Below are 22,258 nucleotides of genomic sequence, written 5' to 3'. Positions count from 1 at the left end.
TAAGCGCTCAACTGCGGGTTAATTTAAACTATAAGGCTGACGATAGCCAAACATACCGTCTTGAAGCATGCTTCTTTGGGTACCAGATGACCCGATGCCTTTGAAAATAAATTGTAGCGATATTCCAGAATCAAAATCGTCTGTTGTCTGTTCGCCGCTAGCATTGTAACGGTTGTTCAGACTGCGCTGCGCAACTAATCGCACCGCCCAACAGCATGATTCATACTGGATACCTGCATAGGTTTCTACACTTCTATTGCGTTCAAGATCTCGGTAAGTACGGCCAACCCACTGCCAATTTTCAGAAATAGGCCAGCTTGCCGAAATACCAATTTGATCTATGGTTTCACCACTGAGATCGCGAACATAGCGATGACTTAATTGAATAAAGCGCGAATCATCTTTGCGGTATTCAATACCCACGCTGCTTAAGTCAACTTTGTCTGTGTCAGTGGTCACTTGCACATCAGAATGGAAGAACCAGTTTTTATTAAAGCGCCAATCCACTTCAGCGGCGAGCGCTGAACGATCTTGATTCTTGGTTGCCGCAATGACTTTGTTATCTTCAAGGTAGAATATCTGACCCACACTAAGAACAAATTGTTCCCGATTGTTTTTATCCAACATGCGTGTGGTCGCGCCAAGGGTGATTTGGTTGTTATCGCTTATTCTATCAAGGCCAGTAAATTCCTGACCTCTAAACAATCCTTCAACGTCGGTTAACAGCGGCGTTGAGTCATAGAAACCAATCGCAGTTTGGTCTTCATACGATGTATAAAGATATTGAATCTTTGGCTCTAAAGTCATCGACATATCGTCGCTGAACCACGATGTATCCCTTTCAAAATATAACGCGCCATAAAGGCGAGCTTGTCCTAGTGTGCGTTCGACATCTTCTTTTAAGTCAGTTCCTTCAACATTGTCTTGTTGATAAACCGTTTGAAAAAGCGTGGTTTCTGCGACAAGTTCACCCCATGCTGCGCGAAGCGGCACCGCTAAAGTAGGTGCAACGTGAAAACGAGTAGCCGTTGGAGCGGTATCGAGAGTATTGTCAAAGTGTGCGACTTCTGAGTCTAGGTTGAACTCTAGATATTCACCTAACGCTTTGTTGTAGTTGATTTTGATCTCAGGTACGGCGCGATAGCTATCTGCAGTATTACCCAGTACTTCAAAATCTTTTATCTGCATATTTACGGATAGATTTTGCGAGTAGTAACTTAATCCAACGCTACGATATAAGTGGGTGTCAGCGCGACTATAATAATCTGAACCAAGGTCAACTAAATAGTTGTCGTCACTTAATCCGTTGAAATCAACGTTTAGTAACCAGTTGTCAGCTATAAGCCCTTGATGCTCCAAGCGATAAAAATATCGGTCAGGGTTCCCACTAATATCTGAGTCGCTCGGCAAGTACTCCACGTACGCTTTGCCTTGGCTACGCTCCGTTAGATAACGGAACTCAGTATTCAGCTGAAGACCGCGAAGGGTCATCAATCGCGGTGAGATGGTCATGTCATAGTTGGGGGCAATATTCCAGTAAAAAGGCTGCGTATAGTCGACGCCCGTTCTACTTGAACTGGTTAACTCTGGAAACAATAAGCCCGTTTGGCGCTCGTTGCTAACAGGGAACGCAAAATACGGTAAATAAAACACTGGAACATCGGCAATGTAGAAGCGTGTGTGTTTGGCTTGGCCCCATACGGTCCCTTTTTCCAAACTAATTTCACTGGCGCGTATTAGCCAGTCTTCATCGCCTTCAGGACACGTAGTGAAGCTAACTTCTTTGAGCACAATTCCCGTGTCTGTATCTAATACAATATCTTTTGCGGCTCCTTGACCCACAAAACCCGTCAGCTGATAGCGGGTATTTTGCATTTCTAAGCGCTCTTCTTCAGAACGAAGGGTCACAGCATCACTTTCTACTTTTAGCTGCGAGTCTTGATACGTTACGTCGCCTTTCGCAATAAGGTCTCTGCCACTTCCGTTAATTTGTGCTTGAGATGCACTAATTACCGCAGTATCTGACGTGATATCAACATTACCAGAAAACAGCGCTACGGTATCTTGGATAATTTCAGTACGGTTAGCTTCAACTTTAACGTGGCCTTTGGGCATTAATGCTTGGCTACTGAAAGTAACAGGTTCGACTGAGCAGAATGCAAGAGGGGCTGCATCTGACGTTGGTTTAGAATTTGAAGCTGTCGTTTCCTGTGCAAACGCGACTGTAGGCAAAAGAGTCGCGGAAACAAGCATGGCGCAGGTGTTTTTCATGCGTTAATGGGCGGCCTGTTTTGTTGTATGTTGCTTTTAAACCCAAGTAAGACGACGTCCGTCTCGGTTAGTTCGACATAACGTTTAAAAAAACAGTGATAATGCACATTACTTCTTGGCAAAGAGTTAATGTAGCTTTCACTCGCTATTACTATTTATATAAGCGCTCAATTCTAAGCACTTCTGTCGTAATTACCAACCATTCAGACAAAAAAATGCACTTTTATATGCACAACACATCAAAGACGGAGGCAATTAGTGGCAGTAAGCTTGATTTCAAGCTGCACAAGCCCTAGTTAATTAACTTATGTATTTGATATGATGATTGGTATAACGCGCTCTGCACGGCGTGATTTCACTACAGTAACATCAACTTTCTAAACAGTGCACCAACGGAGTATGACGCGATGTCAATTTGGGGAAAAATCCTCGGCGCCTTGTTCGGCTTTATGTTTCTTAAAATACCTGGGGCGATCTTAGGGCTGTTAGTCGGGCACTTTTTTGATAAAGCCTATCGCCAAGACTTCAATCAGCTAGGTGGCTTTGGGCGCTTTTTTACCGATCAGGACAATCTGAAGCAGCAAGCTATTTTCTTTCATAGTTTGTTTAGTGCGTTAGGCCATCTTGCTAAGTCTGACGGCAAAGTAACGGACAGAGAAATTCAAATCGCCACAGCATTAATGGACGAGATGCGTTTAACTGGGGATGCCCGTCGTGAAGCTCAGGATGCATTTAGAGAAGGCAAAGCGCGAGACTTTCCTTTAGTCGATACGTTGAAAGGTTTTTACGACGCCAGCCATGGTAGACGGGATATTCTTCAAGTATTCTTAGAGATTCTTATTCAAGCCGCTTTCGCCGACGGTCAGCTTTCACAGGAAGAATACAACGTACTTGAAAAAGTAGCGAAGCCACTAGGCTTTAGGCGTCGTGATTTAGATTATCTAATTTCAATGTATGAAGCTGAAATACGCTTTAGGCAGCGGTCTAACTCTGGCTCAGGGCAACGAACTCATTCAGGTCAACGTCAGCACAGCCAATCAGCCTATTCAGAGCAGCAAAGTTTAGATGATGCCTACCGCATATTAGGTGTGGCGGCATCCGACGATGAAAAGACAATAAAGCGTGCCTACAGGAAGCGCATGTCTGAGCATCACCCCGATAAGCTGGTGTCTAAAGGGCTACCTGAACAGGCAATGGAAATTGCGAAAAAGAAAGCGCAAGATATTCAATCAGCCTACGAGCTGATTAAGCAAAAGCGTGGCTTTTAGATGGCAAAAACTCAACGTGAGTTAACTTATGTGCCTGCAGCGAGTCAGGCGCATATCGATGGTTTTATCGAGATGCTTTGGCTTGAGAAAGGACTGTCTGATCATACTCAGCAGAGCTATCGCACCGACCTTACTAAGCTTGCTATCTTCAGCAACAATCAAGGCGTAAAAGATATCGCTGTGCTGACCACTGAGCAGCTTCAGGATTATTTAGCCTATCGACACGACAAGGGGCTGTCCACACGCAGCACCCAACGTGCGCTTAGCGCTATCCGGGCGTTTTTCGTATTCCTAATTAGTAAGCAGGTACGTGTAGACAGCCCAGTTTCAGCGCTGTCTAATCCGAAAACACCCAAAGCTTTGCCTTCTTCACTCAGTGAGCAACAAGTTGAAGATTTGCTAAATGCCCCCCTTACCGACGACCCTATTGAATGTCGGGACAAGAGCATGCTTGAAGTGCTTTACGCGACCGGCCTTCGTGTAAGTGAGCTTATTGGGTTAACAATGGATCAAATAAGCCTTCAGCAAGGCGTAGTTAGGGTTGTGGGTAAAGGGAATAAAGAGCGCTTAGTGCCCCTTGGTGAAGATGCAATAGAATGGCTACTGACCTATATTAAAACAGCAAGACCGATACTCGCCAGTAAAGCTTCTGATATGGTTTTTCTAAGCAAGCGTGGACAGAAAATGACGCGCCAAACATTTTGGCATCGCATTAAATACTATGCGGTGAAAGCGGGAATTGAGCAGCACCTTTCTCCCCACACGTTGCGTCATGCCTTTGCGACACACCTTTTGAATCACGGTGCTGATTTGCGTGTTGTACAAATGCTGTTGGGGCACAGCGATTTGTCAACGACTCAAATATACACCCATGTAGCAACAGAGCGACTTCAAACTTTAATCCACAGTCATCACCCACGTGGCTAAATATTCAAATAAAGAATGCTATAAATTGGGGGCTGTATACGACGAGGCTCAGTGACGACGTATATAAAATAAAAAGGTCTATGGTAGGATACGAGCCATGCAAAACGTTTAGAACATACATTTTCCGTTAGTGCTGTAACGCGAGTGAGTTTAAATGTTGACGTTAAATGTACTGAGGTTAAAAGAAAATTAGCGTTTAACGTGCAATTTTTTGCTAAGTTTTACGGTCTGAACGTTATGAATGTAAAAATTTTTAGCAATTGCTTTAAATGGAAAGATACCGATTCAAGCAATTGTATGTTAAGCCAGTAAGTACAAGCGAACTTAAATGGCAAAATGGAGAGTATTTAGTGAAAGCAGTAAAGAAAGTATTGTTAGCCAGTGTAGTTGCGGCAGGTTCTCTATTAGGGCTTAGTGCGCAAGCGGCTGATGAAGCGGCTATCCGTGATAAATTAACCTCAATGCTAGGGTTAGATGTAGAAACTATTGCTGACTCTCCAGTATCAGGGCTGGTTCAGGTATCAACAAACCGCGGTTTATTTTACGTAAGTGAAAACGGGCAGTATCTGCTTCAGGCTCGTGTTTTTAACATTGATGAAGAGATGCGTAACGAAACAGAGCTGGCACTTTCTGGGCTGCGCAAAGAAGGCGTAAAAGAGATGGAATCATCGTCTATTACGTTTAAGGCCAAAAACGAAAAGCATGAAATAAGCGTATTTACTGATATTACGTGTGGCTATTGCCGTAAATTTCACAACGAGATTGATGAACTCAACGATGCGGGCATCACCGTACACTACCTTGCGTTTCCACGTTCTGGGTTAAACAGTGAAAACTACAACGATATGGTGTCGGTGTGGTGTGCGAAAGACCCGCAAAAAGCGTTAACTAAAGCTAAAGCGGGTAACGACGTAGCTAGCGCAAGCTGTAAAAATAAAGTGGCAGAGCAGTACATGTTGGGTCAAAAATTAGGCGTGAATGGCACGCCAAATATCGTACTGCCAGACGGTTCATTGATTCCTGGTTATCAGCCAGCTGCGTTGCTTGCTAAAGCATTGGAGGAAGCTGAATAGCCATTCAGTCCTTAACCTTAAATATGATAAAAACGCACGCTTTGTGCGTTTTTTTGTTTTCTGCGGTATGATTCGTCCTCATATTTTCTAGCGTTTTTTCGTACAGTTTTGCTTTGCAGTTCACTCGGGCGTTTACTTGGAATCTGCACTAATTATCAAGTGTCCCGACTCCAGTCTTTTTATTTAAAGCCTATTTGAACTGGCATCGACAACTGCATTTACAGTATTGGTTAGTGGTATTTCATGATTTTGCCTATTGTTCGCCGTGAGGTTACCGGCGCCTCGCTTAGTTCCGACTTACATCCTGTTATCGATAGAATTTATCGCGGTCGTAATATTGCGAATTTAGATGACTTGGAGAATGGTCTAAAAGGGCTAACACACTTCAATGTCTTGAAGGGGATGCCGCAGGCCGCGCAAATTCTCGCCAATGCTGTTGTGCAAAATAAGCGTATTATTATTGTGGGCGATTTTGATGCCGACGGAGCAACCAGTACATCGGTATGTATATTGGCGCTTCGAGCCATGGGCTATCAAAACGTTGATTTTCTTGTACCTAATCGTTTTGACTTTGGTTACGGACTTAGCGTGCCTATCGTGGATGAAGCTGCCAAACAGAGGGCAGAGGTTATTGTCACAGTGGACAATGGCATTTCCTGTATTGACGGTGTAACCCATGCAAAGTCGTTGGGAATGCAGGTTGTTGTTACCGATCACCATTTGCCAGGCGATGTTCTACCTCCTGCTGATGCGATAGTAAATCCTAACCAACCTGGCTGTGAATTCCCTTCTAAAAATTTGGCTGGGGTTGGCGTTGCCTTTTACATCATGCTAGCACTTAAAGCCGAGTTACAGCAGCAAGGGCATTTTGAAAGAGCGGGGTTAGCGCCACCAAACCTAGCGTCGCTACTTGATATTGTTGCGGTTGGCACCGTGGCCGATGTGGTGGTACTGGATAAAAATAACCGAATTTTAGTTCATCAAGGCCTTCAGCGCATTCGGGCGGGTAAGTGTCGACCTGGCATCAAAGCCTTGGTTGAAGTGGCAAACCGAGATTGCGCTCACTTAACCTCAACTGATTTAGGCTTCGTGGTTGGGCCAAGGCTTAATGCCGCGGGTCGATTAGACGACATGTCTCAAGGTATTGCGTGCTTATTAGAAGATGAAACCATTCAAGCGCGAATGATCGCTGCGGAACTCGATGCGCTTAATAAAGAACGCCGTGAAATTGAGACCGGTATGAAAGCACAAGCGGAAATCGTACTAGAGCAAATGGCGCTGGATGAAGGCGATATGCCAAGCGCACTGGTGGTTTATCGCGAAGACTTTCACCAAGGGGTTATTGGTATTGTGGCAGGGCGTTTGAAAGAGAAGTATCTTAAGCCTGTTATCGCTTTTGCCCATCAAGACGACGAGATCATTAAAGGTTCGGCACGCTCAATTCCTGGCGTGCACATTCGCGATGTACTTGATGAAGTTAATACGCGCTATCCTGGCGTTATCGAAAAATTTGGCGGGCATGCCATGGCCGCTGGATTAAGCTTGCCCGTAGCTAAGCTTCAAGACTTCGAGCAGGCTTTTGTTGATATTGCGCGAGCGCACATGGCAAAGCTTGATGGAAATCATGCTTTACTTTCCGACGGTGACTTGTCATCGAAAGAGCTGTGTTTACCCTTTGCGCATTTACTGCGTCAAGCAGGTCCGTTTGGACAGGGCTTTGAATCACCGCTATTCGATGGTGAATTTGCACTACTTGACCAGCGCTTAGTTGGCCAAAAGCACTTAAAAATGGTGTTAAAAAGTGACGGTGCTAACGAGGTCGATGCTATTGCGTTTAACGTTGATTTAAAATCATGGCCGAATGCCATGGTCAAACGCGTGCATATTGCCTATCGACTTGATATCAACGTATTTCGCGGTCAGGAAACCGTGCAACTTATTGTCGAGCAAATAGAAGCGCGTTAGCGGGAGCGAGTTCACACGCAGACGGGTGGCCAGTCAGCCTAACGAGCAATAAGCGTAAAGTTGTGGAAAGAAGGGACAAAGGTGAAAAGCGAAAGACAAAAGCTGGTGGATAAGCATAGTCAGCTGAATCAAACCGACAATGCAAAAGTGATTTCCCACGTTCAGCGAGAAGAGAAAGACAGCGACTGGATTCGCCACACCATTATGCTAGAAGGTATTGATGTCCCTTTTATCTATCGGCGTAAACAGCAATACCAAAGCTTAAAAGGCGCGCGAGTGAACGTCACCTACTATCGCCACGTTGAAGAGGTGGCTGGCATTGAGTTTGAAACCATGAAAGTGGTACGAATTAAGCGCAGCTGATATTAACGTTGCCACAGGCACCACTTCACAACAATTAACACACAGTGAGCAACAATGAATAATGAATGGTTAAATGCCTATGTACTGCATAGACGCCCTTACAGGGAGACCAGCTATATTGTTGACTTTTTTACCCTAGAAGAAGGGCGTGTTAGTGCGGTAGCGAAAGGGGTAAAAAACAGCAAATCAGATAAGAAAAGCCTGCTTCAACCTTTTCAGCATCTTCGTTTACAGTTAAGCGGAAAGTCAGAGTTAAAAAACTTACGTCACGTTGAAAGCGTTTCGCCTTCCATCAACCTTGTGGGCACGGCGTTATTTTGCGCAATGTACGTTAACGAGCTAACTAATCGCGTTATGCCAGCAGGACTTGCCAGCGATGGCGTTCACAACGCTTATGAAAATGCGCTGCTGTCCCTTCGTGATAATAGCGATATAGAAGTGACCTTGCGACAGTTCGAATTTGCACTACTTGATGAAATGGGGCTGTTGCCCGATTTTACTACCGACGTCGAATACGAAATGCCTATAGAAGAAAGTGGTAGCTACCACTTTCAGATAGACGCGGGCTTTGTGCGCCTGCCTGACGATATGGCGGGAACCCGCGGAATGCGAGGCTTTCCCGGACAAGCGCTGCTTAGCTTGTCACAGGGGGAATTTACGCCGCTCAGTAAAAAGGTGGCTAAGGTGCTTTGCCGGGACTTGCTGAAACCGCTAATTGGTGACAAGCCACTTAAAAGCCGCGAGCTTTTTATGCCCAGGCCGCGGTAATAGCATTAAATTATTTTCTCTTAACTCAAACGCTTAATAAGCACGTTCTACAAAAAAATTTGCTACAATTGCGACTTTCCTTAAGAGGGTATTTTTACCCTTAAAGCAACGTATTAAACAGGAAGAGCTGGTCTCTTCTATCGCTCTTACAGGTTAGGTGGTGAAATGAGCACGATTTTATTAGGCGTTAACATCGACCATATCGCAACGCTACGCAATGCGCGCGGTACACATTATCCAGATCCAGTACATGCAGCGGATATTGCAGAGCGTGCAGGTGCAGACGGCATAACGGTTCATTTACGTGAAGACCGCCGCCATATTAAAGACCGCGATGTGCGCATTTTAGCGCAGACGATCAATACTCGACTCAATCTGGAAATGGCAGTAACTGATGAAATGCTGGCAATTGCCGAAGAAGTGAAGCCTGTTTTTTGTTGCTTAGTACCAGAAAAGCGCGAAGAGCTGACTACCGAAGGTGGTCTTGATGTAGCAGGGAATTTTGAAAACATCAAAGCGGCGTGCGAGCGACTCGCTAATGCGAACATTTTGGTGTCGTTGTTCATTGATGCCGACAAAGCGCAAATTGACGCGGCAGCAGCATGTAACGCTCCTTACATCGAAATTCATACAGGCCAATATGCAGAAGCCACCAGCGAAGAAGAGCAGCATAAAGAGCTAGCGCGTTTAGTTGAAGGTATCGAGTACGCCGATAGCTTAGGGCTTAAAGTGAATGCCGGTCATGGCTTGCACTATCACAATGTTAAGCCTATTGCGGCTATACCTCAGTTAATCGAACTTAATATTGGCCACGCTATCATTGCTCGCGCCGCGTTTGACGGCCTTCACACGGCTGTTGCTGATATGCGCAAGCTAATGCTTGAAGCGCGAGCGGGCATTTAACCTTAGATTCAAAAGGGTGTAGATAACGTGGCGATTGCAGGGCTAGGTACTGACATTGTAGAGATAGCGCGACTTGGTAAAGGCGATGGCGCTAATGAACGCTTAGCGAAGCGAGTACTTACGCCTGCCGAGTGGCAGCAGTTCAGCGAACACGGTACGCCAGTCCGCTTCTTAGCCAAACGTTTTGCCGCCAAGGAAGCGGCAGTGAAGGCCCTTGGTACAGGGATTGGAAACGGGATCAGCTGGCAGCATATAGAAGTGCGCAATAACGATTTAGGTGCGCCAGAGCTTCATTTTTCTGGCGAGTTTGCTGCAATGTGCAAAAACCGAGGTATTACGCGAAGCGTGGTCAGTATTTCAGATGAGCAGCATTATGCTGTCGCCACCGTTATACTAGAGTCTGAATAGAGCAACTGTCCCTAACCCACGTGGGCGACTTCTATTTGGTGAGCGCGCGCAAAAACCTCTACTAACATCAAACGACGTAAAGCAAGTAACCGGAGTCACACTTGGCAAACCTTTTTAAACAATCTCGTAGCAAGCAAAAAGGCAAAACGTCGCTTACTGAGCGTGGCGCTTCAAAAAAAGGGAATGCCAGAGCCAACGCGCAGGTCGCAGGACTTCGATTTGGGAAAAGGAAAAAAGCAGCGGATACCAGTGAAAGTCAAAAGCCTAACACGGTCACCATTGAAGATTTGGACTGGATGGGCAATGGCGTAGTGCGCGGCAATCCGATGGTATTTGTTGAAGGTGCCCTTGTAGGAGAAACCTGCGACATAGAGGTGCTATCTAGCAAAAAGAAAGTCATTAACGCCAGGGCGACAAACATTCATTCGCCAAGTGATGAAAGACAAGCGCCTTTTTGCCCTGTGTTTGATGCATGTGGTGGGTGTCAGCTACAGCACATAAAGCCTGACGCTGCCCTTGAGCAACGTGACCGTGCTCTTAAAGTGATGATGGAACGTCACCTTGCAATGAAGCCAAATGTTTGGCAAGCACCTTTAGCAGGGCCGCGCCCTCAATATCGCAGGAAAGCAAGACTGGCTATAGATGCCCGCAACCCCAATCAAATTAAGTTAGGCTTTCGTGAAGCAAATAGCAGTAACGTTATCAATGTAGAAACCTGCCCAATACTGGTCGACCCGCTATCTAAACTTATTGGCCCTTTACGAGAAGCGCTTACAGGGTTCGAGTCAGCGCGTCATATTGGACATATCAGCCTTATTGCAGGCGACAACACCTCGCATCTTGTTATTAAACACACCAAAGCCCTTGAAGCTGAGCTTATTGATGCAGTGAGCGAATTGGTGAACACGAGTTCATCAGTTGGTGTCTACGGTATTGAATTAAAGCTTGAAAATAAGCAGGGGCACATTCGCAGTGTGGGCCGTGGTACTGATATGGTGATGAACACGGTAAATGGCTGCTCAATTTCACCTAGTGCTAACGACTTTATTCAAATTAATAAAGTGGTTAACGAAAAAATGGTTAATCAGGCAATAGGTTGGCTAAACCCAAAGCCCAGCGAACGTATCGCTGATTGGTTTAGCGGGCTGGGCAATTTTACTTTACCTATTGCTAAGTTAGGTGCAAAGGTTCAGGCGGTAGAAGGTGTGGCAGAGATGGTGCGCCGCGCCAAAGACAATGCACAGCAACAGGGCATTGAAAATGTAGAGTGGCTGCATTTAGATTTGGCTGATAAGACCAACGTCGAGGCTTCATTACAGCTGGGCTTTGATAAGGTACTACTAGACCCCTCAAGAGAAGGGGCGTTGACCGTTTGTCATGCGCTTGTAAAAGCACTACCAAAAACGATAGTGTATGTTTCTTGCAACCCAAGTACGTTTTCTAGAGACGCGAAGGTGTTGATAGACGGAGGTTATGAAATGGAAAAAGCGGGCGTAGCAGAAATGTTCCCCTTCACCCATCACATGGAAATGATGGCCTTGTTTACGCGAAAGCAGCAGTAACGAGTAAAGGATATGGTATCGACAAGAAAGGTCCACCAAGCCGACCGACCACCCTTTGAAGCGTGGTTAGATAGCCTTGAGTTAAGTGCAGAAACAAAAGAAAAACTAAGTGCAGTGTCATCTATTCCCGAGCGACTGTTGGTTGGTCAGGAAATGGTTGAGATTTTGTGTCAGCTCAATATGGATGACGCAACGCTTCAGGCAGCCTTGGTTTTTCCATATTGCGAACAGCACGCCTTGAGTGAAGACGATATTTATGAAGAATTCGGCGGGGAAATACGCGACCTGATCGTTGGCGTGCGCCGAATGGATGCCATTAAGTCGCTACATGCGCGTAAAGTAAAAGGCTCTGGCTTTGCAGAAAAGTCGGACGAACAGCACATAGACAGTATTCGTCGTATGCTGCTGGCGATGGTAGAAGACGTGCGTGCCGTTGTGATCAAAATGGCAGAACGCATTTGTGCATTGCAACAGGTTAAAAAAGCCGACGAAGAAACCCGCGTTATGGTGGCCCGCGAATGCGCTAGCATCTATGCGCCACTGGCAAACCGTTTGGGCATTGGTCAGTTAAAGTGGGAGCTTGAAGACCTTGCGTTTCGCTATCTACATCCCATCACCTACAAACAAATAGCTCATCAGCTTGACGGCAAGCGCAGAGAGCGCGCCGAGTACATAGAAACCATAGTAGGCGACTTGCAGGGCTTGCTTGATAGCGAAGAAATTCGCGCAGAGGTTTACGGCCGTCCTAAGCACATATTCAGCATTTGGAAAAAAATGCAGAAAAAGCGCCTTACGTTTGAGCAGCTTTTTGATATTCGTGCGGTGCGTATTATTGCCGAGCGACTTCAAGACTGTTACGCCGCGCTTGGTACGGTTCACGCCAGCTATAAGCACTTACCTAACGAGTTCGACGACTATATCGCAACCCCTAAACCTAACGGTTACCAGTCTATTCACACGGTTATCGTGGGGCCTGAAGGGAAGTCGGTTGAGATTCAAATTCGCACGCAGAAAATGCATCAGGATGCAGAGCTGGGTGTGGCTGCTCACTGGAAATATAAAGAGGGCAGTACGGGCAAGCAGTCTGGCTATGACGAGCGCATAAACTGGCTTCGCCGCATACTAGCGTGGCAAGAGGAAGTGGCCGAATCTGGCGATTTGGTTGAAGAACTTCGCAGTCAGGTGTTTGATGATAGGGTGTACGTGTTCACACCCAAAGGCGATGTTATTGACCTTCCCCAAGGCGCTACACCACTTGATTTTGCTTACTATATTCACAGCAATGTGGGACATCGCTGCATTGGCGCAAAAGTGAATGGGCGAATAGTGCCTTTCACTTATTTACTGCAAAGTGGCGATCAGATAGAAGTACTCACCGGAAAAGAGCCAAACCCAAGTCGCGACTGGATGCACCCGGGCCTTGGCTATGTGCATTCATCACGGGCGCGTGCCACTATCCATTCCTTCTTTAAAAAGCAGGACAGGGACAAAAACCTGGCTGCCGGTAAAGAGCTGCTAGAACGCGAACTTCAGCGTGCCCACTTACCTGCCAAAGTACCCAATGAGGCATTTGAGAAGTTTAACTTACAAACCCTCGATGACTTGTACACTGCGGTAGGTGCCGGTGATGTGCGCGTTATGCAGGTGATTAACTTTATTCATCACTTGCAGGAGCCTCCAGCCCCAGAACCCGAAATTAGTCCTAAGGTTAAAACGCGCAAAACTGCTGCCGGGACGGGCAAAAAAGATGCAGTGGTGGTGCAGGGCGTGGGCCACTTAATGAGCCAGCTGGCGAATTGCTGTAAGCCAGTACCAGGCGAAGCAATTTTAGGCTATATCACACAAGGCCGTGGTGTAAGCGTTCATAAAGAAAGCTGCGACCAGCTGCAGCACTTATTGTCACAACATCCTGAGCGTCAAATAGAAGTGAATTGGTCACAAGAGCTTAAAGTGGGCTTTGAGACAGGCATAGATATATTCTGTCACGATAGAACCGGCCTGTTGCGCGATATCACCACGGTGCTGGCGAATGAAAACGTGCCGCTTTTGGGGGTTAATAGCCTAAGTGATAAAAACAGACAGACGGCGCTTATCACCATTTCGATAGAGGTGCACGATCTCGACACCGTATCAAAAGTGTTAACCCGATTGCGACAGCTTAAAGGCGTGACTGATGCAAAACGCAAACAAAGCTAAGCTTAGTGAAACGCAGCGGCTGCTTGACATTATGGCGCAGCTGCGCGACCCGCAATCTGGATGCCCGTGGGATGTAAAACAAACCATGGAAAGCCTAACTCGCTACACCATAGAAGAAGCCTACGAAGTGGCTGATGCTATTGCCACTGGTGATATGCATGACATTAAAGATGAGTTGGGTGATTTGCTGTTTCAAGTGGTGTTCTACGCACAGATAGCCAGTGAATCTAGCGCATTTACTTTTGACGATGTGGCGCAAAGCATTAGTGATAAGCTCGTGCGTCGTCACCCTCATGTTTTTGCTAACCCGCTCGCATCTGAGGGAGCAGGGGATACAAATAAAAACCTCACGCTAAAACGTACCCAATTGAACGACAGTGCTTTAAACGCGCAGTGGGATGCTATCAAAGCCCAAGAAAAGCAGCTTAAAAAGCAGCGTTTGAAGCAAGACGACGAAGCAATGGAGCCCAGTATTTTAGATAGCGTCCCCAAAGGTATGCCGGCACTTATGTATGCGCAAAAGCTGCAGAAAGCCTGTGCAAAGGTAGGCTTTGATTGGCCTAATGCCGCTCCAGTCATAGATAAAGTGCGCGAAGAGGTGGAAGAGATTCAGCAAGAGCTAGACTTCAAGCAGCGAGCACAGGGGGCACTGAATGCGGGTGTTGCTCCTTTAAAAAGTGGCGTGCCCGACAACCAACAAGCTATTGAAGAAGAAATTGGTGATGCACTTTTTGCCATGGTTAATTTGGCAAGACATTGCAAGGTAGATGCTGATACCGCACTTAGAAACGCCAGTAACAAGTTTGCTAACCGGTTTAAAGGTGTAGAGCGCTTGGCGGCAGAGCAGGGCGAGAAGCTCGACACATTGACGCTTGATGAAATGGAAGCGCTGTGGCAGCAGGTTAAACAGTCGTCCGATAGGAAGTAGTTTATCCTGCTACAACTTCACTATTAAGTTTGAAAATCAGCCAGATAGTGAGGTCTCGGATTTGCTCATCACTTTTGACCGGGCACATGTTAGTACTACAAATTTAGACCAATGAAGGTGGAAACCTAGTTATTTTGGCGTTGGGTTAAAAGGTAGGTTTGATTTACGACAAGGCTACATAGATCCATACTATCTAAAATGACTGTATAAATTTAGCACTTCGGAAAAGTGTTCAGCGGGTGTGTGGTCACAGCACCTACCAAGGAATCGGCTAGCATTGGGCGTTGGTATTTCATGAAAAAAGTACTGTATTTATCACTCGGGTTGTTTTTTACCCTTCTAGGTATTATTGGCGCATTCTTGCCGGTAATGCCAACAACTGTTTTTTTGATAGGTGCGCTTTTTTGTTTTACTCAATCTTCACCGCGCCTTGAAAACTGGTTACTTCAACACCCTAAATATGGCCCCAGTCTTGTTGCGTGGCGAAAACATGGTGCAATTTCGAAAAAAGTGAAATGCATAGCGTGTTGCAGTATGTTGGTGAGCTTTATTCTGGTTTGCCTGTTCGCATCAATGCCTATTCCAGCTTACATTGGCATAGGTCTATTTATGGGAATAGGCGCGTACTTTGTTGTTACGCGCCCCAGCATACCTGCTGTATAATTTCTCTATACAGAATTTAGTTACCTTCGGCAGTAGCGCACAGTTTATTCGAACTGCATTGCTAAGCGTTAGGTGACAGATTTAAAAACCTTTAACGGTTTCTACCCAGTCGCTCGTGACTGCTTACCCATTCGTCTGCGACGACTGCAGAACCCAGCGACAGATCGCCACACAATACGGTCGCAGCGACAATTTCCGCAAACTTATTTACACTGCCCCTTTCTGTGCAGCCAAGTACGTTTAAACACTCGTTTTGTGTAGCTAAACCGGTTCCTCCACCGTATGTAGCAACGATTAACGAAGGAATAGTCACAGAGAAGTAGTAGTCTCCATTTGGCGTAATTTCAGCGTAGGTAAACCCCGCCGACGACTCCGCCACATTAGCGACATCTTGCCCGCAAGCGATAAACATAGCGGTGATGCCGTTAGCGAAGTGGGCACCGTTATTAACACTACCTGCCATTAGTGCGCCCATATTTGAATACTGGCGCTGTTTGAATAATGCTTCTGGCGGGCAATGCATAATCTCCGTCATAAGTTGTTTTGGCAGGGTTATTTCTGCTACAACGCGCTTTCCGCGGGTATGCAGAGAGTTTAAGTGAGAGTGCTTTTTATCGGTATCAAGGTTAGCGGCTAGTACAAAGTGCTCAATAGGACGTGGGTAGTTCGCTTGTATCCACTCACAACCCGCCTTAGTGGCTTTACTTACCATGTTCTGACCTGCCGCATCGCCGCAGGTGAAATTGAATCTTAGCCAGCGAAGCTTAGACGCAGCGTACTGCTCGATATCCCTTAGTTTGCCCACGCTGGTGGTGTTATCACTGGCGCGTTTGATGGCTTCAAAGTTTTGCTCGACCCATTTGCCAAATTCGAGGGCTTCTCTTGCGTTAGAAAACGCGAACATAGGCGCTCGCTGCATGGCATCGTCAATGACTGTGGTAGTTATGCCTCCAGCCTCTCTTGTTAAGCGCATGCCTCTACTGTAGCTGGCGGTCAAGGTGCCCTCTGTTGTTGCCATTGGAACGTAGAACTCACCTTTGGCGTGCTCTCCATTCACTAGCATTGGCCCTGCGAAGCCAATAGGCACTTGTGCAACACCGGCGAAGTTTTCTATGTTTCCCGACAATGTTTCAGGCGGGATAGAATAGTGTCCTAAGTGATTTAGCTGAGTGCCGGTTTCGCGCGCAATAAACTCGCGGCGTGTTCGGCTCATCTCTTGAGTATAGTCGTTGTCTGAGGAACGTGGGATTTTAGGCATTGGGCCACTCCTTTTTTCTCTCATAATAGGAGTGCAGATACCGAATGAGAACTGTTTACAATTTATACATGAGGATAAGTGCCACCTATGTATGTGCTGTTTATGTAGAAAGGCGTTAAATTCACCTTTCTACACGCAAAAAGCGGGGATGTTGCTTATTTCGAACTCATAAGCGACACGCGATAGCCCCGCATAAAGCAAATGATACTATGCTTTTTTATCCAATTTTGCCTGAAGTATAGCAATCTCTTCTCTGCGTTTTTTATCGGCTAGAGGGCGGTTGGCTTTTTCAGGCGCGTTTTGAGCACGGATTAAAAACCCTTGGGCTTCTTCGTATTCACCATCGTCGAAAAGAAACTCAGCATAAAAGAAGTTTTGGTCCATACCTTCTGGGTTAATTTCTAATGCACGCTTAAATAATTGTTTTGCCTTCTTATCGCTTCCAAAGCTAACTGGCCAGCCTGGTACTTTATGATAAAGTGCCGCTAATACAGTGAGTGCCGTCCCCTCTAATACCGCTTCCTCTTTTTCAATGGCACGTTCTAAATTTTCCTTCGCACTTTCAGCAAAGTCCAGGGCACCTAAACCGCCTTTCGCACTTGCTGTACTTGATTGAGAGATAGCTAGCCAGGTCAGTGCTTTAGCGCTATTTTCTGATTGCTCGACTAACACTTTCGCCTGCGCTATCAATGTAGAAAATGCCTCTAATTGGGCTTCACCTTCAAGCTCATAGTTCGCTTTTGCCCACGCGTGTTGTAACGGTAGTAAATCAGGGTTGCTTGCATGAACCGTAGATATCGACAACGTAGTAATAAGGATGAATAGAAAAGGAGAGAAGAAATTCTTTTTCTGCATGAAAAGTCGCCTTTATAAGATAGAGGTAGTTAGGAATAAACGAGATAACTCGACGAAATTGTTAGTAATTTCATGAATTATCGTTGAATCGGCGGCTAATCTAACGGTATTTGCAGTGAAAATCTAATACTTGTTGAAAATGGAAAGGCAATAAGAGCATTGCCTTTCCCTGTATACCTTTAGGGTGACTAACTTTTTCTCGCTATTTTCGCTTCCAATAAAGCGATCTCTCTTTTGCGACCTGAATCTGCAATAGGACGATCAGCGCGCGCTGGGGCGTCGAGCGCTTTCTTGGCAAACTTGAGCGCTTGCTCGTATTTTCCATTATCGAACAAGTACTCGGCGTAGAAATAGTTGGGGTCTATCCCGTCAGGGTTTATTTCAAGTGCATGCTTCAGCAATTTCTCAGCTTTTTTGTCGTTACCAAAGCTAATAGGCCAACCCGGAAGCTTATGGTACAGCACGCCTAGACTGGTCATCGCTGAGCCCGAGAGTGCATTTTCATCTAATCGCATTGCCTGTTCGAAACTCTTACGAGCATCCTTTGCGTAGTCCAGAGCACCAAGTCCCGCCTTGGCACCGGCTGTACTGGATTGAATTATGCCTTGCCAAATCAATAGCTCAGGGTTATTGGGTTCTGCCTTTACGAAAGATTTGGCGGTATTAATAAGGGCGACGAATGCTTTTTCCTTTTCTGCATCATCAAGTTCATAGTTAATATGTGCCCACTGATGCTGAAGTGTCTTTAAAGGGCTGGTTGCTGTTTCGCTTAAGGCTGATGTCGGCGCTGTACTTTCTGTGACTTCGTCAGCTTGAGCCATAGCAGTGTGACTTAATGCCAGACCGAGTCCCAGAATTACCGTGGTGCTAAGCATGGTTAATTTCTTCATAATAATGTCCTCGTGTTAAACCAGTTTGTTACCCAGGCGGGTATCGTTTTGAGCGCTGGTAGGTTTGTCTTGTGATTGCGTTTTTTGAAAGGCATAGCGTTTAATTGTTGGAAGTTTCTTTGCCAACGCATTGTCAACAACACTGGGAACTAGCGCGTTAAGCTTGGCAAAAAAGCGTTCAGTACGTCCTAGCGCGACCCTTGGCAAATTGTTTTCTAACTGTTTAATGAATGCTTGCGCTACTGCATCAGGCTCGTCTGTCTGGTTGCCCAATGCCTCATTTAGCGCATTAGCGCGTTCGTCATTTATGTCGGTACGCGTTGCGCGTGGCGCTAGATAGTGAAATTTAATTTTGCTATCGCTGAATTCTCTGTGCATCGCTTCCGTCCAGCCTTTCAAAGCGAATTTAGTTGCGCAGTAGGTTCCGTGCGCAGCAAAACCTATGCTTCCAAAAGCTGAGCCTACATTCACGACATGCGCAGACGGTCTACGTTCGAGTAACGGCAGTAGGCGTTGGGTTAGTAGCATCGGAGCCAGCATATTTGTCGACACAATTGACTCGATTGGGGTGCCCTCAAACTCGCCCATATAGGTAATGCCAGCATTGTTAACCAGAATACTTAAAGGACGTCGTTGGCAGGCACTTACTACTCTATCTCTGCCTTCATCTGACGTAATGTCAGCCACAATAGCAGTATGATGAAGGGTTAAATTTTGTTGCAGCTGTTCGAGCTTCGCCTTACTTCTGCCAGTTAGGATAGTGTGCGCGCCTTTTTCATCAAGCGCCTTGGCTATTGCTTGACCAATACCGCCAGTTGCACCTGTAAGAAGTACCACTTGATTACGCCACTGAATATTCATTGTATTTACCTTAACGTGTTATTAATTTACCTCGGGGGATAAGCACCAGAGGTAAACCCTTGAATTCAAGCAACCTGTTCCAAGCCGTGTTCAGGTGTTAATTCGCGAAAGATATCTCCGTATAAGCGATAAAACATGTTCGCGCTGTGAATGATCATTTGCTGCTCTTTGGGGTCAGTAATTTTGTTCATAAGCCCTTCAAAGAAAACAATGTGCTCTTGGTCTAGCGCACCGTGGGAGGTAAGGTATTTAAACGCTGATTTAGGCAGAGATAACTTGTCTTTGATTTGTTTTGCAGCCGCGTCGGCAAGCGCAATACTTGTGCCCTCTAAAACGAATACCATGCCAAAAAAATACAGTGGGCTTTTGCGTGCTATTGCATCAAAAGCATAGGCAACCATTAATTCGGTGGCGGGTGCAGGCTGACTTATTCTCGCCTGTTCTTTATCAACGCCACAGGCTGCAAGGTCGTTAAGGATCCACTCTTGGTGACCCATTTCTTCTTCAATGTATTCACCAATTGCTTCTCTTAGCCATTCCTTATCTTCGTTGAGTTTGGCACCTGTAGCCATAAGCAGGGGTACAGTAAACTTAACGTGATGATAAGCCTGTTGAAGAAAGGCAATATAGTCGTTTAGGTTAAAATCACCGTTAAAGCAGCGTTGTATAATCGGCGCCTGTAAGAATGACTGTCTGGCATGTTCGGTGTTGCTTTGAAGTTGCTGATAGAAATTCATAAATTATTCCTTGATAACAAATTGAGAAGAAAACGCTGTTGTGCCTTGAACGCTGTACTGGTGTTGGTCTTGGCTCTGGTAGAGCATGTCTAAATCAGTCGCGTAGCGGGCAATTATTGCGTCACGCTTCAGTTTTCCCGTTGGGGTAAGCAGTTGGTTTTCTGGCGTACAAAGATCGATGGTGGCGAAATTAACAACTTGCGCATAGTCAGGTAACTGCTTATTGATAAGCGCCACGGTGCTTTGAATCTGTGTATTAGAAATAGTATTGGAAGCGGGTACGAGGAGCGCGACACAGTAGGGTTTAGCTTCGCAATACACCAAAGCCTGCCTAAACAGTCCTGTTCCCAGCAGTAAAGATTCAATCCACTCTGGCGATACATTTCTGCCAAAGCTGTTCACCATTATGTTTTTTATACGCCCATTCAGCGTAAGTGTGTTGTCAGAAAAAAAGCCTAAATCGCCGGTTCTGACCTGGTTCGGATAAAATGAGGAAGGTTGATTCAGATAGCCCAGAAAGTGGTTGCCTGTAACTACAATTTCACCCTCTTCGATGTGCAGTTGATTATGACCAAGCGTTTTTCCGGCACTGCCCATCGTATTGCAATTGGGCGTGTTCAATGTTGATACTGATACCGCCTCAGATAAGCCATAACCTTCAAATACTGGTAGTCCCTTCGCTTGAGCTTGCGCCAGCAAAGTGGGCGCTACATGTGCACCGCCAACAGCAATGAACATTAGTGATGAAGGTGGTGTCCAGCCCTGATTACATGCCTCTACTAGCACCATTAGCAAGTCGGGCACCAAAATCACAGACGTTGGTTGAACGCGGTCTATCAGTGACAGCAGTGCGTTTGGGTTGACGAGTTTGCTTCCTTGAAATCCGCGCTCAGATGCCGTGGCTAAATAAACCGTGCCGCCGTGGTGCAGAGGGGCGTAAACACCTGCAATATTTTCAAGTAGGGTAGACAATGGCAGTAAACATAGGTGGTTCACTATTTCTGGTTGAACAGCGCGCTCAATAGAATGGGCAACTTTCCATTGCGATTCAGTAGACAGGCACACGCCTTTCGGTGAGCCCGTAGAGCCAGAAGTAAAGGTTATTTTGTTAGTACCTACAGGTGTGTATACACGAGAGTCATGTTTGAGTGGATGAGCGACAATGTCGTATTCGCTATCAATAACAGTCGGTGACTCACTCCATTCACTTAGTTCACCACCGCAATTGGTTAATAAAAAGTGACACTGGCTCTCATTTAATACATGTTCTTGTTGGGAAGCGCTAAAAAATAGCGGAACGGGGACACAGCAAACGTTAGCCTGTTGGCAGGCTAAATCAGCAATCACCCATGCAAAGCTATTGTCAAAGGCAATGCCCACCCTCTCGGCATTGTGGTTTGTTATCCAGCTTGCGAGGTTCTCGACGGCGCTCAAAAGGGCGCGGTAAGTCATTGAACCGTCTTTGCATTTCAGCGCAACGTCATCGTCGTGCCCGTTTATATACTGATTAAGCAACATACGCTGTTTCCTTTTTTGTGCAGATATTTTGCGTTAACGCATCCACATTTGCGGAAATAAGCTCAATTGCACGTTGGAAATGAGCATTAAGTTCAGGGCAGCCAATTATGTGTTGGGTTACGTGATTTAGCGACAGGGCAGTAACCTGAGGAGCGGTGTCATAATAGGTGCCCCAATCATCGCTATTCCCTTTAAGTTTTGACGCATCGGCTTTAACAAGGGGGAGGAGTTGAATACCCGCGCCCATGAGTAAAGAGGTGAGCTGTGAGGTCGCACTGAAAACCAGATATTTGCTACCACATCGTTTTAAAACGAAGAACAGGGCAAATAACAAGGGGAGGGTATAGCGCGATGCACTGCTAAAAAGGTTACCAACTTCAGCAATATGCGCTCTGTTTACGGTTATCCCTTGTAAGGTGAGGGCAGTTTCTACCGAAGTGTTAAGGTATTGCTCTATAAAAAGAGAATTATACTGACCATCATATGCGGCAAATCTTGCGCCTGCGGCGGCTTTAACTCCCTTAGCGTCAAGAGCAAACAGCATAGGCATAAAGGAAGTCACTCGTGCGTTGTAGCGAGCTTTAAAACCACTCGCTATAAACGCTTCAATACGGCGGCGGGCATTATGTCCATGTTTTGCCGCGATAAAGGTTATAGCGGGCTTTTCCTTTGAGACAATCGCAGATTGCTGACTAGCAACCTGGGTTGGAACAGAAGCTAAAACGTGACTCATAAACATGCTCATTGGTTTTGCGATGTTATGAGTATTTACGCGAGACCTTAAGAGAACCTTAAGTGGGAAAAACTTTTATAAATGTCAGCCCAAAATGTTAAGAACGCCCAA

20 protein-coding genes are annotated in these 22,258 nt (G+C 46.0%); 12 read left to right on the top strand and 8 right to left on the bottom strand.

Features of this window, described 5'->3' with window-relative positions:
* Window positions 1-18: 18 nt before the first annotated feature.
* The gene (gene lptD, locus MHM87_RS16855) at window positions 19-2,271 is read right to left on the bottom strand and encodes an LPS assembly protein LptD (protein ID WP_014978356.1); all 2,253 of its coding nucleotides are present in this window, start codon (window positions 2,269-2,271) and stop codon (window positions 19-21) included.
* A gap of 407 nt (window positions 2,272-2,678) precedes the next feature.
* On the opposite strand from lptD, the gene djlA reads away from it, so the two are divergent.
* From djlA to MHM87_RS16795, 12 genes are all read left to right on the top strand, one after another.
* Entirely contained in the window at window positions 2,679-3,539 is an 861-nt protein-coding gene (djlA, locus tag MHM87_RS16850; RefSeq protein WP_239260290.1) for a co-chaperone DjlA, read from the top strand.
* The gene (gene xerD / locus MHM87_RS16845) at window positions 3,540-4,466 is read left to right on the top strand and encodes a site-specific tyrosine recombinase XerD (protein WP_061094239.1); all 927 of its coding nucleotides are present in this window, start codon (window positions 3,540-3,542) and stop codon (window positions 4,464-4,466) included.
* Window positions 4,467-4,735: 269 nt separating this feature from the next.
* Window positions 4,736-5,539: a bifunctional protein-disulfide isomerase/oxidoreductase DsbC gene (gene dsbC / locus MHM87_RS16840; protein WP_039235846.1), complete on the top strand. Its 804-nt coding sequence runs from the start codon at window positions 4,736-4,738 to the stop codon at window positions 5,537-5,539.
* 243 nt (window positions 5,540-5,782) lie between these two features.
* The gene (gene recJ, locus MHM87_RS16835) at window positions 5,783-7,504 is read left to right on the top strand and encodes a single-stranded-DNA-specific exonuclease RecJ (protein ID WP_156085949.1); all 1,722 of its coding nucleotides are present in this window, start codon (window positions 5,783-5,785) and stop codon (window positions 7,502-7,504) included.
* A gap of 81 nt (window positions 7,505-7,585) precedes the next feature.
* Entirely contained in the window at window positions 7,586-7,867 is a 282-nt protein-coding gene (locus MHM87_RS16830; protein ID WP_014975700.1) for a hypothetical protein, read from the top strand.
* 54 nt (window positions 7,868-7,921) lie between these two features.
* Entirely contained in the window at window positions 7,922-8,635 is a 714-nt protein-coding gene (gene recO, locus MHM87_RS16825) for a DNA repair protein RecO (RefSeq protein ID WP_239240122.1), read from the top strand.
* Between the two features lie 165 nt (window positions 8,636-8,800).
* Entirely contained in the window at window positions 8,801-9,538 is a 738-nt protein-coding gene (pdxJ, locus tag MHM87_RS16820) for a pyridoxine 5'-phosphate synthase (RefSeq protein ID WP_014975702.1), read from the top strand.
* A gap of 27 nt (window positions 9,539-9,565) precedes the next feature.
* Window positions 9,566-9,946, top strand: coding sequence for a holo-ACP synthase (gene acpS / locus MHM87_RS16815; protein ID WP_014948318.1), 381 nt, complete (start codon window positions 9,566-9,568; stop codon window positions 9,944-9,946).
* Between the two features lie 101 nt (window positions 9,947-10,047).
* A complete protein-coding gene (gene rlmD / locus MHM87_RS16810; protein ID WP_239218730.1) occupies window positions 10,048-11,508 on the top strand; it encodes a 23S rRNA (uracil(1939)-C(5))-methyltransferase RlmD in 1,461 nt (486 codons plus the stop codon).
* Between the two features lie 12 nt (window positions 11,509-11,520).
* On the top strand, window positions 11,521-13,704 hold the full coding sequence (relA, locus tag MHM87_RS16805) for a GTP diphosphokinase (RefSeq protein WP_110288478.1): 2,184 nt from the start codon (window positions 11,521-11,523) through the stop codon (window positions 13,702-13,704).
* On the top strand, window positions 13,682-14,632 hold the full coding sequence (mazG, locus tag MHM87_RS16800) for a nucleoside triphosphate pyrophosphohydrolase (RefSeq protein WP_187447192.1): 951 nt from the start codon (window positions 13,682-13,684) through the stop codon (window positions 14,630-14,632). Before relA ends, mazG begins: the two co-directional genes overlap by 23 nt.
* A 294-nt stretch (window positions 14,633-14,926) precedes the next feature.
* Window positions 14,927-15,295, top strand: coding sequence for a YbaN family protein (locus MHM87_RS16795; RefSeq protein ID WP_039235872.1), 369 nt, complete (start codon window positions 14,927-14,929; stop codon window positions 15,293-15,295).
* A gap of 91 nt (window positions 15,296-15,386) precedes the next feature.
* Here the strand turns inward: MHM87_RS16795 and MHM87_RS16790 are convergent, their stop codons facing one another.
* The 7 genes from MHM87_RS16790 to MHM87_RS16760 form a co-directional block, all read right to left on the bottom strand.
* Window positions 15,387-16,553, bottom strand: coding sequence for a hydroxymethylglutaryl-CoA reductase (locus tag MHM87_RS16790; protein WP_187447191.1), 1,167 nt, complete (start codon window positions 16,551-16,553; stop codon window positions 15,387-15,389).
* 207 nt (window positions 16,554-16,760) lie between these two features.
* Entirely contained in the window at window positions 16,761-17,408 is a 648-nt protein-coding gene (locus MHM87_RS16785) for a hypothetical protein (RefSeq protein WP_187447190.1), read from the bottom strand.
* Between the two features lie 188 nt (window positions 17,409-17,596).
* Complete coding sequence (locus tag MHM87_RS16780; protein ID WP_239260287.1) at window positions 17,597-18,298, bottom strand: tetratricopeptide repeat protein; 702 nt, start codon at window positions 18,296-18,298, stop codon at window positions 17,597-17,599.
* A 15-nt stretch (window positions 18,299-18,313) separates the two neighbouring features.
* Window positions 18,314-19,159 carry an SDR family oxidoreductase gene (locus MHM87_RS16775; RefSeq protein WP_239218726.1) on the bottom strand — a complete coding sequence of 282 codons (846 nt, stop codon included), beginning with the start codon at window positions 19,157-19,159 and terminating at the stop codon, window positions 18,314-18,316.
* A 65-nt stretch (window positions 19,160-19,224) separates the two neighbouring features.
* On the bottom strand, window positions 19,225-19,896 hold the full coding sequence (locus tag MHM87_RS16770; protein ID WP_014975712.1) for an iron-containing redox enzyme family protein: 672 nt from the start codon (window positions 19,894-19,896) through the stop codon (window positions 19,225-19,227).
* Window positions 19,897-19,899: 3 nt separating this feature from the next.
* Window positions 19,900-21,414, bottom strand: coding sequence for an AMP-binding protein (locus tag MHM87_RS16765; protein WP_239260285.1), 1,515 nt, complete (start codon window positions 21,412-21,414; stop codon window positions 19,900-19,902).
* Window positions 21,404-22,147, bottom strand: a complete 744-nt coding sequence (locus MHM87_RS16760; RefSeq protein WP_015066264.1) for a thermostable hemolysin — start codon at window positions 22,145-22,147, stop codon at window positions 21,404-21,406. Before MHM87_RS16760 ends, MHM87_RS16765 begins: the two co-directional genes overlap by 11 nt.
* Window positions 22,148-22,258 lie beyond the last annotated feature (111 nt).

This window comes from Alteromonas sp. Cnat3-28, assembly GCF_022348265.1.
Lineage (GTDB): Bacteria > Pseudomonadota > Gammaproteobacteria > Enterobacterales > Alteromonadaceae > Alteromonas > Alteromonas macleodii.
Note: the sequence above shows the minus strand (reverse complement) of the source record. Positions and strands in the feature narration are given on the sequence as shown.

Excerpts from the sequence above, each read along its gene's own strand:
- lptD (WP_014978356.1), bottom strand. The coding sequence starts at position 2,271 with ATGAAAAACACCTGCGCCATGCTTGTTTCCGCGACTCTTTTGCCTACA.
- djlA (WP_239260290.1), top strand. The coding sequence starts at position 2,679 with ATGTCAATTTGGGGAAAAATCCTCGGCGCCTTGTTCGGCTTTATGTTT.
- xerD (WP_061094239.1), top strand. The coding sequence starts at position 3,540 with ATGGCAAAAACTCAACGTGAGTTAACTTATGTGCCTGCAGCGAGTCAG.
- dsbC (WP_039235846.1), top strand. The coding sequence starts at position 4,736 with ATGGAAAGATACCGATTCAAGCAATTGTATGTTAAGCCAGTAAGTACA.
- recJ (WP_156085949.1), top strand. The coding sequence starts at position 5,783 with ATGATTTTGCCTATTGTTCGCCGTGAGGTTACCGGCGCCTCGCTTAGT.
- recO (WP_239240122.1), top strand. The coding sequence starts at position 7,922 with ATGAATAATGAATGGTTAAATGCCTATGTACTGCATAGACGCCCTTAC.
- pdxJ (WP_014975702.1), top strand. The coding sequence starts at position 8,801 with ATGAGCACGATTTTATTAGGCGTTAACATCGACCATATCGCAACGCTA.
- relA (WP_110288478.1), top strand. The coding sequence starts at position 11,521 with ATGGTATCGACAAGAAAGGTCCACCAAGCCGACCGACCACCCTTTGAA.
- mazG (WP_187447192.1), top strand. The coding sequence starts at position 13,682 with ATGCAAAACGCAAACAAAGCTAAGCTTAGTGAAACGCAGCGGCTGCTT.
- MHM87_RS16795 (WP_039235872.1), top strand. The coding sequence starts at position 14,927 with ATGAAAAAAGTACTGTATTTATCACTCGGGTTGTTTTTTACCCTTCTA.
- MHM87_RS16790 (WP_187447191.1), bottom strand. The coding sequence starts at position 16,553 with ATGCCTAAAATCCCACGTTCCTCAGACAACGACTATACTCAAGAGATG.
- MHM87_RS16785 (WP_187447190.1), bottom strand. The coding sequence starts at position 17,408 with ATGCAGAAAAAGAATTTCTTCTCTCCTTTTCTATTCATCCTTATTACT.
- MHM87_RS16780 (WP_239260287.1), bottom strand. The coding sequence starts at position 18,298 with ATGAAGAAATTAACCATGCTTAGCACCACGGTAATTCTGGGACTCGGT.
- MHM87_RS16775 (WP_239218726.1), bottom strand. The coding sequence starts at position 19,159 with ATGAATATTCAGTGGCGTAATCAAGTGGTACTTCTTACAGGTGCAACT.
- MHM87_RS16770 (WP_014975712.1), bottom strand. The coding sequence starts at position 19,896 with ATGAATTTCTATCAGCAACTTCAAAGCAACACCGAACATGCCAGACAG.
- MHM87_RS16765 (WP_239260285.1), bottom strand. The coding sequence starts at position 21,414 with ATGTTGCTTAATCAGTATATAAACGGGCACGACGATGACGTTGCGCTG.
- MHM87_RS16760 (WP_015066264.1), bottom strand. The coding sequence starts at position 22,147 with ATGAGTCACGTTTTAGCTTCTGTTCCAACCCAGGTTGCTAGTCAGCAA.